The 13369-nt window shown below is 46.2% G+C and carries 13 protein-coding genes and 1 other annotated feature; of the genes, 4 read left to right on the plus strand and 9 right to left on the minus strand.

Going from position 1 to position 13369, the window contains the following annotated elements; genetic code table 11:
- Positions 1 to 31: 31 nt before the first annotated feature.
- Positions 32 to 760 carry a DUF2225 domain-containing protein gene (locus tag HMPREF0083_RS09330; protein WP_021621008.1) on the plus strand — a complete coding sequence of 243 codons (729 nt, stop codon included), beginning with the start codon at positions 32 to 34 and terminating at the stop codon, positions 758 to 760.
- Between the two features lie 10 nt (positions 761 to 770).
- Here HMPREF0083_RS09330 and HMPREF0083_RS09335 read toward each other — a convergent pair whose 3' ends face one another.
- Together HMPREF0083_RS09335 and HMPREF0083_RS09340 are read right to left on the minus strand one after the other, a co-directional pair.
- Positions 771 to 1562 carry a TrmH family RNA methyltransferase gene (locus HMPREF0083_RS09335; RefSeq protein WP_021621009.1) on the minus strand — a complete coding sequence of 264 codons (792 nt, stop codon included), beginning with the start codon at positions 1560 to 1562 and terminating at the stop codon, positions 771 to 773.
- A gap of 31 nt (positions 1563 to 1593) precedes the next feature.
- Entirely contained in the window at positions 1594 to 2250 is a 657-nt protein-coding gene (locus HMPREF0083_RS09340) for a potassium channel family protein (RefSeq protein ID WP_021621010.1), read from the minus strand.
- Positions 2251 to 2372: 122 nt separating this feature from the next.
- Here HMPREF0083_RS09340 and sspI point away from each other — a divergent pair, with 122 nt between their 5' ends.
- A complete protein-coding gene (sspI, locus tag HMPREF0083_RS09345; protein ID WP_040302233.1) occupies positions 2373 to 2588 on the plus strand; it encodes a small acid-soluble spore protein SspI in 216 nt (71 codons plus the stop codon).
- Between the two features lie 80 nt (positions 2589 to 2668).
- Here sspI and HMPREF0083_RS09350 read toward each other — a convergent pair whose 3' ends face one another.
- On the minus strand, positions 2669 to 3727 hold the full coding sequence (locus tag HMPREF0083_RS09350) for a M42 family metallopeptidase (RefSeq protein ID WP_370950875.1): 1059 nt from the start codon (positions 3725 to 3727) through the stop codon (positions 2669 to 2671).
- A 133-nt stretch (positions 3728 to 3860) separates the two neighbouring features.
- Between HMPREF0083_RS09350 and HMPREF0083_RS28705 the strand changes: the two genes are divergently transcribed.
- Positions 3861 to 4238: a DUF2512 family protein gene (locus tag HMPREF0083_RS28705; protein WP_040302235.1), complete on the plus strand. Its 378-nt coding sequence runs from the start codon at positions 3861 to 3863 to the stop codon at positions 4236 to 4238.
- Between the two features lie 206 nt (positions 4239 to 4444).
- Here HMPREF0083_RS28705 and HMPREF0083_RS09360 read toward each other — a convergent pair whose 3' ends face one another.
- A complete protein-coding gene (locus HMPREF0083_RS09360; protein ID WP_021621014.1) occupies positions 4445 to 6211 on the minus strand; it encodes a B12-binding domain-containing radical SAM protein in 1767 nt (588 codons plus the stop codon).
- Positions 6212 to 6337: 126 nt separating this feature from the next.
- Here HMPREF0083_RS09360 and HMPREF0083_RS09365 point away from each other — a divergent pair, with 126 nt between their 5' ends.
- The gene (locus HMPREF0083_RS09365; RefSeq protein ID WP_240961416.1) at positions 6338 to 6712 is read left to right on the plus strand and encodes a sigma-w pathway protein ysdB; all 375 of its coding nucleotides are present in this window, start codon (positions 6338 to 6340) and stop codon (positions 6710 to 6712) included.
- Positions 6713 to 6860: 148 nt separating this feature from the next.
- Here HMPREF0083_RS09365 and leuB read toward each other — a convergent pair whose 3' ends face one another.
- From leuB to ilvB, 5 genes are all read right to left on the minus strand, one after another.
- Positions 6861 to 7955, minus strand: a complete 1095-nt coding sequence (leuB, locus tag HMPREF0083_RS09370; protein ID WP_021621017.1) for a 3-isopropylmalate dehydrogenase — start codon at positions 7953 to 7955, stop codon at positions 6861 to 6863.
- Between the two features lie 18 nt (positions 7956 to 7973).
- Complete coding sequence (locus HMPREF0083_RS09375) at positions 7974 to 9515, minus strand: 2-isopropylmalate synthase (RefSeq protein WP_021621018.1); 1542 nt, start codon at positions 9513 to 9515, stop codon at positions 7974 to 7976.
- Between the two features lie 33 nt (positions 9516 to 9548).
- The gene (ilvC, locus tag HMPREF0083_RS09380) at positions 9549 to 10538 is read right to left on the minus strand and encodes a ketol-acid reductoisomerase (protein ID WP_021621019.1); all 990 of its coding nucleotides are present in this window, start codon (positions 10536 to 10538) and stop codon (positions 9549 to 9551) included.
- 68 nt (positions 10539 to 10606) lie between these two features.
- Positions 10607 to 11107, minus strand: coding sequence for an acetolactate synthase small subunit (gene ilvN / locus HMPREF0083_RS09385; RefSeq protein ID WP_040302237.1), 501 nt, complete (start codon positions 11105 to 11107; stop codon positions 10607 to 10609).
- A 1-nt stretch (position 11108) separates the two neighbouring features.
- Positions 11109 to 12854, minus strand: coding sequence for a biosynthetic-type acetolactate synthase large subunit (ilvB, locus tag HMPREF0083_RS09390; protein ID WP_021621021.1), 1746 nt, complete (start codon positions 12852 to 12854; stop codon positions 11109 to 11111).
- A gap of 154 nt (positions 12855 to 13008) precedes the next feature.
- Positions 13009 to 13262: a binding site (T-box leader), on the minus strand.
- Positions 13263 to 13369 lie beyond the last annotated feature (107 nt).

Consider the following 13369-nt stretch of genomic DNA (forward strand, 5'->3'; position numbering starts at 1 on the left):
TAATTCATACACACTATAAAAGGAGAAGCGCATGAGTCGATTAGATACTATCCTCTATGACAAGAAGTTCACTTGTCCTCATTGTGAACATCACTTTACGAGCAAAAAAACACGATTGCGCCGAAGCCATCCAATTAAGCGTGATCCCGATTTCTGCGAACATTATGACGACCATTCCGAAAATCCTATCCTCTATCATATTGTAGTCTGTCCCCGCTGCGGTTACTCTTTTAACGATCAATTCCGGAAGGAAGTACCGACACAGCTTCAGCAACTTACAGAAGAGAAAATCACGGCCAACTGGACACAAAAGGACTATACAGGCATTCGTACAATTCCAGAAGCGGTTGCCACCTATAAACTAGCTATTTTCGCAGCAGGTATCCACCATGAACCTCATTGTGTTATGGCTGGTTTATGCCTGCGTCTCGCCTGGCTGTATCGTTATCAGAACAAAAAGCCGGAAGAACGTAGATTTCTTACACTTGCACTAGGTGAATATGAAGCCTCTTATCAGGAGGGCGACTATATGCGTGCCGGCATGTCCGAAATCAAATTGATTTATCTTATCGGCGAACTACATCGGCAGCTTGGTGACCACAATCAAGCGCTTCGTTTCTTCTCCAAAGTTATCGAACATCCGCTAAAAGTAAATGAACCGCAGATGGTTCGTGCAGCACGCGACCAATGGCAGAACATGCGTGAAGATATGAAGAATCGACAAAAGAAAGCGGATAAAAATCATACAGACATTACATAAGGCAGCGGATTTATTTTGCCCGCTGCCTTATTGCTTCATACATTAAGATCGACCCCGCAATCGCGGCATTCAGCGATTCAGCACGACCATGAATCGGAATGATGACATTCTGATCAGTAAGTTCCAGCACATCCTCTGAAATTCCACTGCCTTCGTTTCCAATAACGAGCGCAACTGGCCCTGTGTACATAACGTCTGTGTATGCCTTTGACTCCTTAAGATTGGTTCCAATCACACGCAAATCAGGATGCTCGCTTTTCATACGATGAATAAAATCAATAACATTCTCACGCCACACCGGCAGGTGAAAAAGCGAGCCCATTGTCGAACGGATGGTTTTGCTATTATACAGGTCCGCGCTGCCTTCACCGATAACTACGCCATCGAAGCCAGCCGCATCCGCGGTACGAATGAGCGTGCCGACATTGCCGGGATCCTGAAGCTTATCTAATACAAGCAGCAGGCAGTCATCCGCGAGTACATCTGGCAAGGTAACACGCATCTTCGCTATAGCTAACATACCCTGAGGTGTCTTTGTCTCTGCCACTTTTTCCAGCACAGGGCGTGTTACCCAAAACAACTCCACATTTGGATATGTCTGCTGATAAGCGTTCAGCCATTCAGGCAATCTTGTCTCTTCTTCCACCAAAATTGCTTCTAGCGGAATGTCAGAGCGGCACGCCTCCTCTACAAGATGCATACCTTCTAACAAAAAGCGGCCCGTGCCTTCCCGGTCTTTTCGGGCGTGCAGCTTGGCCCACTGTTTTATGCGTGTATTTTGTACTGATGTAATCCTTTCCATTACGATGCTCCTGCCCTGTATGTTCTGTCATTTACGACTCTTCCTCGAATTTTTTCAAATCATCATTATGCCCAATTACGACAAGAATATCGCCCTCTTGAATCGTGTCTGTGGCGCTTGGCGCAATATTGAATGAATTGCCGCTCTTAATAGCCATAACGTTCACTCCGAAACGGGCACGTACATCCAGCTCGGTCAAACTCTTGCCATCCATCGCCTCTGAAGCCGCAACCTCAGCAATGCTATACTCTTCAGCCAATTCAACGAAGTCCAGTACATTAGGCGAGATGAGATTATGGGCGACACGCAATCCCATATCACGTTCCGGAAATACGACGCGATCCGCACCCACCTTGTACAGCACCTGTCCATGCCTCTCATTTTGTGCTTTAGCAACAATCATTTTTACGCCCAGTTCCTTCAAAATAAGCGTTGTTAGAATACTGGCTTGAATATCGGCTCCTATCGCTACGACAACAACATCGAAGTTACGGATCCCTACTTCTCTCAACGCCTGCTCATCCGTCGAATCGGCCTGTACGGCATGCGTAGCAATGTTGATATGATCCTGGATTCGTTCTTCATCCTCGTCCATAACCATAACATCATAGCCCATGCTATAGAGCGCCTGCGCTACGCTGGCGCCGAATCGGCCCATGCCGATAATCGCGTATGACTGACTGCCCATGCTCCCCACCCCTTTATAAATTCGCTTTTTATTATACCATTCGAGAGGGATGAAAATAAATCATTCCGGTGAAACTATGGTACGAAGCGATTTTGTTATTACTGCGAAGGAGCGTGAACACAGTGAACATTTCCAACCTGGATTTACGTGCAGCAATTATGCACAATATGCAGGGTTCATCTAAAGATGATGTCCGCCATACGATTGTGGATGCGATTACGAGTGGTGAGGAGAAAACCCTTCCCGGTCTGGGCGTATTATTCGAAATGGTCTGGCAGGAAGCGGATGAGCAGGAAAAAAACAAAATGGTAGACTGTATCCATCAGCATGTGCAGTAATCCCATTAGCGAAAAATACAAAGCCAAACAGAAAAAAACTCCTGAAAATAAATTTTCGGGAGTTTCTTTCATGTAGTCGCTTAGTATTCACCACGTTTAATTTTAGCCACAGTATCTTCATCAAGCTTCTTGATGGTTTCAGTAATAAGTCTAGCGGCATTATCAATATCATCACGATGCAGAATAGCTGCATGGCTATGGATATAACGGGTAGCAATACCAATAACGATGGATGGTACACCGTTGCCGTTCAGATGCATGCGCCCCGCATCCGTACCTCCGCGTGCCATCACATCATACTGAAATGGGATTCCGTTCTCTTCCGCTGTCTCCACCACCAGCTTACGCAAACCCGGATGACCGACCATAGATGCATCATACAATAACACCTGCGGTCCTTCCCCGATTTTGGACATGGCATCTCCTTCTTTAACTCCCGGAGTATCTCCGGCGATGCCGACATCCACTGCAAATGCGATATCAGGATTAACTGCAAATACGGATGTCTGCGCTCCGCGGAGTCCTACTTCCTCCTGGACCGTTCCTACTCCATACACTGTGTTTGGATGATTTACATTCTGTAGCTGCTCCAAAGTTTGAATGGCTAAAGCAATACCAACACGATTATCCCATGCTTTTGCCATCATGATTTTCGGATTCGTCATGACTGTAAACGGACAAATCGGAACGACCGTATCACCTGGACGTATACCATACTCTTCCGCCTGCTCTTTGCTCGAGGCACCAATGTCAATAAACATATCCTTCATCTCGACCGGCTTCTTACGTGCCTCCGGTGACAGAATATGCGGTGGAACAGAGCCGATAACCCCTTCGATGACTCCGTTCCGGGTTTGAATAGCGACGCGCTGTGCCAGCATGACCTGCTCCCACCAACCACCAAGCGGCTGAAATTTAAGGAACCCTTTATCGGTAATCATCGTTACCATGAAACCTACTTCGTCAAGGTGGCCTGCCACCATAATTTTCGGTCCTTTATCTCCCTTGCGTGCCAACAGACTTCCCAGGTTGTCTGTTGTTACCTCGTCCGCATAAGGTTCTATGTACTTGCGCATAACTTCACGCACCTGGCGTTCATGTCCAGGTACACCGGGCGTTTCTGTGAGTTCTTTGTACATTTGCAGCGTTTTATCTTCCACAATCATACCTCCCGTTTGTTCTTTACAAGATATAGAATGCCAAGCTTTACCTTTCCTATTCCATATTATCGCATACTTTATGCACATACTAAAAGGAAAAGGAGCAGATAAAGTGGCAAAGCGTATCTTTCTCAATTTCCTATACAAAATTGTCCTGTTTCCCGGCACATTGTATCTGCTATCGCTCGTGTTTCCGCGGCAGATAACGTTTAGCAGTGTTCAGCACTGGCTTGATGTCAGTTTTCTTCTGCTTATTATTGGTCTGATTGCCGATGAAATCGTACTCGGCATGTTCGGCATTTATCTGGCAACCCTGCAAGGAGCAATAGCTATCGCAGCCATCGTCTATTTATCAGGATGGCTATTTACAAACAGCCACATTACAGTTCTAGGCAGTATACTATCCGGAATTGTACTTGGCTCTATAGAATTTATTATGCACCGCTATCTTCGAACTGAACAAAAAAAGCGAAAGTTTCGCCCTGTCTAACATTCACACATGCAATCAAACAAACCATGCAGAATCACCCATATAACAGAAAAAGACCCGTCGCACCTCCTTGATAAGATAAGATGGACAGGTCCTTTTTCTTCTTAATTTTTATAGGGCGTGTGTAAAAAGGGACGACAGACCTGCGCAGCGGAAGTTAACGCAGAAATTCGCAGCTATGTTTCCCGCACTTTTTGAAATGCCTCTTATACGAAAACCCGCTGCAATGCTGACAATGGGATGAAATAAGCGTTCGGTCTATCGCTCTCCTCCGGATTATAATAGACGAGCAGCAATGTGCCTTCCTGCTTCATATCTCCTGACATCATATATGACGCCAGGTCAACCGGGAGAATTTCCAGCATTGTATGCTTGTGCAGTTGTTTCTCGTCCAATCCAAGCGCAGCAAATTTTTCCCCGGCGATTCCCGGCTGTTGTGCCAGTGCTTTCAACAGGCGGGATTGCTCTGTTTTCTCAATGTCATACGACCACCATACTTTGCGCGGTTTATATTTGTAGTTCATGAAGTAATCGTATTTCATCAGTGCCTCAATAATCGGTAAGCGCTCTGTATCCCTCCGTCTTAGGAACAAATGCAGCCGTGTAAATAAATCTTCAAGCTGATGTCCGATACGAGACCATCCCCTGGCTTCCCAGAAATCTCCAAACTCCTGGAAAAAGTCAAAAGCCGATGCGAATTCATGTTTCATTAGATATAACAATGTATGATCCATACGATGAGCGTTCCAATATTTTTCCAGAACATCTTCTACTCGCTTAATCCGAACGATATCACTGAATGGAAGCACACGATTCTCCAGTATTTCATATGGTGCATGATCCATATATTTATACTCGTATTTCTCTGCACTAATACGCATGCCTGTACCACGCAGCATCTTCAGAAAACCTAGCTGCAGCTCTTCAGGACGCAGCGCAAACACATCGTTGAACGTCTTGCGAAACGACATGTAGTCCTCTTCCGGCAAGCCTGCAATCAAGTCAAGATGCTGATCAATTTTCCCGCTCTCCTTAACTTTTGTAACCGTCCGAGCCAGCTTGGTAAAATTCTGTCTTCTCTTCACAATATCATTCGTCGCATCATTGGTGGACTGTACGCCAATCTCAAAACGGAAGATACCTGGTGGTGCATGTTCAGCTAGATAATCAAGCACCTCTGGACGCATAATATCGGCGGTAATCTCAAATTGAAACACACAACCCTGATGGTTGTCGATTAGAAACTGAAAAATCTCTAGCGCATAGTCACGTTTAATGTTGAATGTACGGTCAACAAATTTGATGAGCTTCGCCCCACTTTCAATCAAATGAAGCAAATCTCGTTTTGTACGTTCAATGTCGAAGTACCGTACACCTACTTCGATGCTTGAGAGACAGAACTGACAGGAGAAAGGACAGCCCCGACTTGTTTCGAAATATGTCACCCGATTGCCGAGACTTTGCATATCTTCTTCAAAATAGAAAGGAGAAGGGATTTGGTTTAAATCCAGTTTAGGACGCGGTGGATTGATAATCGCCTCTCCATTCTTCCGATATGCGACCCCATAGACAAAATGATATTTTTGTTCACCCTCAATTTCTTTGAGAAGATGATGAAACGTCTCTTCTCCTTCACCAACTACAATAAAGTCAATATCGGATAGACGATTCATCCAATATTCTACATCATACGAAACTTCAGGCCCGCCGAGTATGATTTTGACCTCGGGCATTACCTTTTTTAACATAGAAATAATCTGAATCGTTTCTTCGATATTCCAGATATAGCAGGAGAAACCGATGACATCCGGTTTGCGCTGAAATAAATCAGACACTACATTCATCGCTGGATCTTTGATGGTGTATTCTGTAAGCTCCACCTTGAAATCATCTTGACAGAATGCTTTCAAATAGCGCAATGCCAATGATGTATGGATATATTTAGCATTTAATGTCGTTACAAGTACATTCATGGAATACAATCCCTCATTCTAATTATAAACTTCTGTGTGATAGTATAGCATTTTTTTGCATCCTTTTTCTAATGAATCCGTATACAAAGAGTAGATGGATACTTTTGCATGAAAAGAGGGAACATTATGCTGCGTTTTCTGATGCTCTTAGCCATTATTGTCTTTATTGTATGGTGGTTTCAATATATCTTCAATCCGAAACGACAGCTCCTGACGGCACATGAGAAGAAGCAAACATTTTTTCTCGATGACAGCGACAACGTACGCCGCAACCTTCTGCTTACATACAAGGGGGTCTTGTTCGAAGGTGAGAAATATCTAGGAAATACGGAAGAGCGGTTTACTGTGACCAAAATTTCAGTCTGGCCACGTCAACCGAATCGGCTGAAAGGTCTTACCCGTGACGACTTCTTCGAAATTACGGAAATTATTCAAAGAAGCTATCCGGATGCAGAAATCGAATGGGGAACACCGGTAAAGGAATTTTTGCAACATGAATGAAAAAAACGCGGTCGTTGCCTTCCATCCTTTTTTTCGCTGGAAGGCCCGACGTCCGCCTGATGTCGCTTTTATCAAAAAATACCCGCCAAAGCTTCCTTGTTTATACACTCGGAAACTTGGCGGGCATTTTTATTGATCAACCATCATACTATGCCTGAACGTAGGCTTCACGCATAGCAGCAATGATTTTGTTTGTCATTTCTTCAGTTCCGACCGCTTCCTCTTTGTTAGAAGCGATATCTCCTGTACGCACGCCGGAATTCAGAACGTTATGCACGGCTTGTTCAATCGCATTCGCTGCTTTTTCAAGTCCAAATGAATATCTGAGCATCATGGCAGCCGACAAAATGGTTGCAGTCGGATTGGCGATACCTTTACCTGCAATATCCGGCGCTGAACCATGTACAGGTTCATATAAACCAAAATTACCGTCTGCCAGCGATGCGGATGGAAGCATACCGATCGAGCCTGTCAGCATTGAGGCTTCATCACTTAGAATATCACCGAACATGTTTTCCGTTACAATCGTATCGAACTGCTTCGGCCAACGAATGAGTTCCATCGCGCAAGAGTCAACTAACTGATGGCGCAATTCTACATCCGGATACTCAGGGGCAATCCGATCGACCACTTTGCGCCATAAGCGTGACGACTCCAGTACATTCGCTTTATCTACGGAAGTCAGCTTCTTGCTGCGCAAACGCGCTACTTCGAATGCGCGTCGCACAATCCGCTCAATCTCATATTCATAATAGATTAGTTCATCGGAAGCAACTTCGCCTTTTTCCGTCTCATAGCGTTTCTTTTCGCCGAAATATAGACCCCCGGTCAACTCACGGATAACCATAAGGTCGACACCTTGTACGACTTCTTCTCGCAATGCCGATACACCAACCATACAATCCAACATAAAGGCTGGGCGAAGGTTAGCATATAGGCCAAGCTCCTTACGAATACCAAGCAATCCTGTTTCCGGACGAAGGTGAGCCGGATTATTATCCCACTTCGGTCCTCCAACCGCACCTAGCAGCACAGCATCAGAACGCCGCGCTTTCTCTAACGTATCCTGCGGCAGCGGCGTGCCATCCTCATCGATGGCACATCCGCCCAAACGCGCATATTCAAACGAAAAACTAACTCCTTCAAGCTCTTCGACTACTTTCATTACATTGACCGCCTGCTCGATGACCTCCGGCCCGATGCCGTCTCCTGGCAGAACGGTGATGGTAAAGTTTTGACTCATGCCACGTTTCCTTCCTCTCTACATCACAACTTCTTCTACGGCATCGCTCCGGCGCGCGATAAGCTTATTCAGTGCGCCCAAATAAGCTTTGGCACTCGCTTCCAGTATATCCGTGCTAACTCCACGGCCCTGGACTGTACGCTCCCCGTTCTCTTGCGAGAGACGCACATATACTTCACCAAGTGCATCTTTGCCGTGAGTGATCGATACAATCTTATAGTCTTCCAGCACAACATCCTCGTTCGTTACCCGATCAATCGCTTTATAAATGGAATCGACGGAACCATTTCCGCATGCAGCTTCTTCAAGCACTTCACCCGCAGCAGTACGTACGCGTATGCTTGCCGTCGGCACGGAATTATTGCCGTATGATAGCTGAATATTTTCCAGAATATATGCTTCAGGAACGTCAACCAGCTTAGAATCAATAAGCGCAACAATGTCCTCATCGCTCACATCTTTCTTGCGGTCACACAAATCCTTGAAGCGAGTAAATGCTTCATTTAACTCTTCCTGGCCTAATTCATATCCAAGTTCTACCAACCTATCTTTAAAAGCGGCACGGCCAGAAAGCTTGCCAAGTACAAGACGCGTTGCCTTAACGCCTACACGTTCCGGACGAATAATCTCATACGTGCTTGATTCTTTCAGCATACCATCCTGATGAATACCAGACTGATGCGCAAACGCATTGGCCCCTACGACGGCCTTATTCCCCGGTACAAACATACCTGTTAAGCGACTAACAAGCTTACTGGTGCGTGCAATCTCTTCCAGTTTTAGATTAGTCGTGGCCTGATAGAAATCTTTGCGCGTATCAATAGCAAGCGCCACCTCTTCCAGCGCAGCGTTACCAGCCCGTTCACCGATGCCGTTAATCGTTCCTTCTACCTGGGTTGCCCCTGCTTCAATGGCGGCCAGCGTATTCGCAACCGCCATGCCCAGGTCATTATGACAGTGGCAACTCAATCGCACATTCTCAATGCCCCGGACATTGTTCTGCAACTGGGTGAAAATATTTCCATACTCCGCTGGTGTCGTATATCCTACCGTATCCGGAATATTGACGATACGGGCACCTGCATCCACAACCGCCTGCACTACTTCAATTAGGTAGGGGAGTTCGGTACGTGAACCATCCTCGCACGAGAACTCTACCAAATCAAAGTATTTTCTCGCATGCTTTACTGCAGCTACTGCATTTTCAATGACCTGTTCCTTTGTCATGTTCAGCTTATACTTCCGATGGATAGGGGAAGTCGCAAGAAATGTATGCAGGCAAGCCGACTCGGCATCACGCAGAGCTTCCCATGCTTTGTCAATATCCTGCAGACGTGCGCGGGATAAGCTTACGATAGTCGAATTTTTTACCCGCTTTGCAATATTGCGGATGGACTGTAAATCCCCGGGGGAGGCGGCGGCAAAGCCAGCTTCAATCCGATTCACCCCCAGGCGCTCTAGTTGCAGAGCAATTTCCATTTTCTCATTTGTGCTTAAATTGACACCCGGAGACTGTTCACCGTCCCGCAGGGTGGTATCAAAAATCTCAATCGTACGCATTCCCTGGCACCTCCACAGTTTTGGTTTCTCTCCTTATTTCTTAATCCAAGCCATCATTTCACGCAGTTGTTTACCAACTTGCTCGATTTGGTGCTCTTTTTCTAAACGGCGGCGCGCCCCAAATGCCGCACGGCCGGATTGGTTCTCAAGAATCCAGTTCTTTGCGAATTGACCTGTCTGGATTTCTTTCAATACTTTTTTCATTTCTTGCTTCGTTTCTTCCGTTACGATACGCTGACCGATGCTGTAATCACCGAATTCAGCCGTGTCGCTGATGGAATAGCGCATGTATTCCAGTCCACCCTCATACATCAGGTCAACAATCAATTTTAATTCATGCAAGCATTCGAAATAAGCGATTTCCGGTGCATATCCGGCTTCTACTAGCGTCTCGAATCCTGCTTTTACCAGCTCGGATGCACCACCACACAATACTGCCTGCTCACCAAACAGATCCGTCTCTGTTTCTTCACGGAATGTTGTTTCGATAACGCCCGCACGTGTGCAGCCGATACCGCTTGCGTATGCGAGGCCAAGCTCTTTCGCTTTTCCAGTTCCGTCTTGATATACAGCCAGCAATCCCGGTACACCGAAACCTTCTGTATATACGCGGCGAACCATGTGACCAGGGCTTTTCGGCGCTACCATTACAACGTCTACACCGGCTGGAGCCACGATTTGTTCAAAATGAATGTTAAAGCCGTGTGAGAAGAACAATGCGGCACCATCTTTTAAGTTCGGCTCGATTTGTTCTTTGTACACTTTTGCCTGCATTTCATCTGGAAGCAGAATCATGATGACGTCAGCACGCGCAGACGCCTCATCTACAGTAAGCACCTCGAAACCGTCATTTTCTGCCTGTTCCCAAGAACGTCCTTTGCGCAAGCCGATTACAACTTTCACGCCGCTATCGCGCAAGTTTTGTGCCTGTGCGTGTCCCTGGCTACCATATCCAACAATAGCAACTGTCTTGCCTTGTAATAACTCTTGGTTTGCGTCTTTTTCATAGTACATTGTAATCATGGAATGTTCCTCCCCTATTGTGTGTGCAATTTATATTATTTAATGAATTGAAAACATAATGATGAATACTAAACTTTGGCAAGCGTTGCGACGCCACGGCTAATCGCAGTTACGCCTGTACGTGAAAGCTCCTTAATACCATATGGCATCAACAGTTCGATTAATGCATCAATTTTATGAGAATCACCAGTAACCTGAATAACCAGAGAAGCCGGGCCTACATCGACGACACTGGCACGGAACGGCTCAATAACGCCGCTGATTTCAGCACGTGTCACAGGTGTTGCTTCTACTTTAATAAGTGCCAGCTCTCTCGACACCATCGGACCACTACTTAGGTGCTGCACCTTAATCACATCGATTAACTTATGGAATTGCTTCATAATCTGCTCAATCGTTCTGTCGTCTCCACTCGTTACGATGATCATTCTTGACAATCCTGGCTCCTCTGACTGACCGACTGTAATGCTATCAATATTGAAACCCCGTTGACCCATCAGGTTCGCAACCCGGGTCAGAACCCCCGGCTGATCGTTAACCAGAATCGAAATGGTATGTTTTTGTTCCATGTTACTCCTCATCTCCCAAAACCATTTGATCAAGCGTGTTGCCAGCCGCTACCATCGGATAAACATTTTCTTCCGATTCCACCACGAATTCAACAAATACCGGTCCATTCGTGTTCATCGCTTCCTGCCATACACGCTCCGCTTCTTCTTCCGTCGAAGCACGCAGCCCCTTGATGCCATAAGCTTCAACAAGTTTGACAAAATCGACGCTTACGCTCAAATCAATCTGGCTGTAACGATGGTCATAGAATAACTCCTGCCATTGGCGTACCATCCCGAGACAATTATTGTTGATAACGACAATCTTGATCGGCAGGTTATGGTTGGCGACAACTGCCAGCTCCTGGAGGTTCATCTGAAAGCCGCCGTCACCACTTACCGAAATAACTGTCTGGTCTGGATGAGCCATCTGTGCACCGATCGCCGCCGGGAAACCAAAGCCCATCGTGCCAAGTCCCCCGGAAGAAATGAAGGAGCGCTGGTTGCTAAATTTGAAATATTGAGCCACCCACATCTGATGCTGGCCAACGTCAGTGGTAACAATCGCATCTCCACCGGTTGATTCATACATAATCTCAACTGCGCGTTGCGGCTTCAGCCGACCTTCTGGACTCGGTTTATAGCTGTATGGATGCTGTTTACTCCATGCTTGGATTTGCTCTACCCAGGCGTCGGAGTCAGCGCGTTCTGCCTTAGCCAATACGGCGAGGAGCACGTTCTTCACATCGCCAACAATCGGAATGTATGCATCAATGTTTTTACCGATTTCCGCAGGGTCGATGTCAATGTGGACAATCTTCGCATTCGGTGCAAACTCTTTCGTCCGTCCCATTGTAATCCGGTCATCAAAGCGTGCTCCCATATTAATCAATAGGTCCGTATTTAGCAGTGCCTGATTAGACGCATAAGAACCATGCATACCCGGCATACCCGGACAAAGCGGATGCGTTCCCGGGAAGCCTGCCAGACCCATGAAAGTCGGAATAACCGGAATGTTTGTTCTTTCGGCGAATTCTAATAATTCTTTTTCTGCGCCGGCTGCAACAATCCCGCCGCCAGCAAGGATAACAGGCTTCTTCGCCTCTTTAATCGCCTTTGCCAACCTTTCAATTTGAAGATTGTTCGGCTTAACATTCGGATTATAGCTGCGAAGCTTTACTGTTTCTGGATAATAGAACGGTGCTGTCGCGTTATTGACATCTTTTGGAATATCGATGAGAACAGGACCCGGACGCCCGGTCGTCGCGATATGGAATGCTTCCTTGACAATGCGTGGCAAATCCTCGACATTGCGAACGAAATAGTTATGTTTTGTAATCGGAAGCGTAATCCCTGTAATATTCGCTTCCTGGAAAGCATCTGTACCGATTAGGCTCTGCGCTACGTTCCCCGTAATACAAACAAGTGGTACAGAGTCCATATGTGCTGTCGCAATACCTGTTACAAGATTGGTCGCTCCCGGACCGGAAGTGGCAATGACGACACCCGGCTTACCCGTTGCACGTGCATAACCATCAGCTGCATGAATCGCTCCCTGCTCGTGCCGTGTCAGGATGTGCTTTAGGCGACTGGAATAAAGCGAGTCGTAAATCGGCAGAACCGCTCCTCCCGGATATCCGAAAACGTACTCAACGCCTTCAAGCAACAAACAGCGCAGCAACATATCCGAACCCGACATTTCTTCTCCCATTTCGATAGGCGGCAGAGAAGCTTCTCGATTATCAACCATCGCCGTATCTGTACTCATGATACTTCCTCCTTCTTAAAAAATCTCCCCATTGTTAAAATAGTCTAAAAATTTATACTGAACAGAACAGGGCTATATGACTGTTCTGTTCGGAAATCAGAAAAACGGGTGAAAATAAAGAAAACCCTTTCATCCCCTGACTTCCAACATGTCAGTCTGGGGCGAAAGAGTTCGCGGTATCACCCAAATTCGTTGCCGCCTCACGGTCAGCAACCTCAACGAGTTAGCCTCTCCTATGCTAACCCTGGCACATAACGCGTGCCGCACGGCTTATTCCTACTAGAATCGCTTCTTTCGGAATAGCAACTCTGGGGTGAGATATATACAGCATTCTTATCCGGCTTCCACCTTTTCCGGACTCTCTGGTTAAAGAAGAGGCTATACACGTATCCCCGTCAACGTTATTACTTATTTATTCTATCAATTTTCAATTCATAAAACTGTGTAAATCGTTTGTGATATTACATGCAATTATAGACATGGATGAAACAGGTGTCAAGCGGAAAAACAAATAA

The sequence above is a fragment of the Aneurinibacillus aneurinilyticus ATCC 12856 genome (assembly GCF_000466385.1).
Lineage (GTDB): Bacteria > Bacillota > Bacilli > Aneurinibacillales > Aneurinibacillaceae > Aneurinibacillus > Aneurinibacillus aneurinilyticus.

Excerpts from the sequence above, each read along its gene's own strand:
- HMPREF0083_RS09330 (WP_021621008.1), top strand. The coding sequence starts at position 32 with ATGAGTCGATTAGATACTATCCTCTATGACAAGAAGTTCACTTGTCCT.
- HMPREF0083_RS09335 (WP_021621009.1), bottom strand. The coding sequence starts at position 1,562 with ATGGAAAGGATTACATCAGTACAAAATACACGCATAAAACAGTGGGCC.
- HMPREF0083_RS09340 (WP_021621010.1), bottom strand. The coding sequence starts at position 2,250 with ATGGGCAGTCAGTCATACGCGATTATCGGCATGGGCCGATTCGGCGCC.
- HMPREF0083_RS09350 (WP_370950875.1), bottom strand. The coding sequence starts at position 3,727 with ATGTACAAAGAACTCACAGAAACGCCCGGTGTACCTGGACATGAACGC.
- HMPREF0083_RS09360 (WP_021621014.1), bottom strand. The coding sequence starts at position 6,211 with ATGAATGTACTTGTAACGACATTAAATGCTAAATATATCCATACATCA.
- HMPREF0083_RS09365 (WP_240961416.1), top strand. The coding sequence starts at position 6,338 with ATGCTGCGTTTTCTGATGCTCTTAGCCATTATTGTCTTTATTGTATGG.
- leuB (WP_021621017.1), bottom strand. The coding sequence starts at position 7,955 with ATGAGTCAAAACTTTACCATCACCGTTCTGCCAGGAGACGGCATCGGG.
- HMPREF0083_RS09375 (WP_021621018.1), bottom strand. The coding sequence starts at position 9,515 with ATGCGTACGATTGAGATTTTTGATACCACCCTGCGGGACGGTGAACAG.
- ilvC (WP_021621019.1), bottom strand. The coding sequence starts at position 10,538 with ATGATTACAATGTACTATGAAAAAGACGCAAACCAAGAGTTATTACAA.
- ilvN (WP_040302237.1), bottom strand. The coding sequence starts at position 11,107 with ATGGAACAAAAACATACCATTTCGATTCTGGTTAACGATCAGCCGGGG.
- ilvB (WP_021621021.1), bottom strand. The coding sequence starts at position 12,854 with ATGAGTACAGATACGGCGATGGTTGATAATCGAGAAGCTTCTCTGCCG.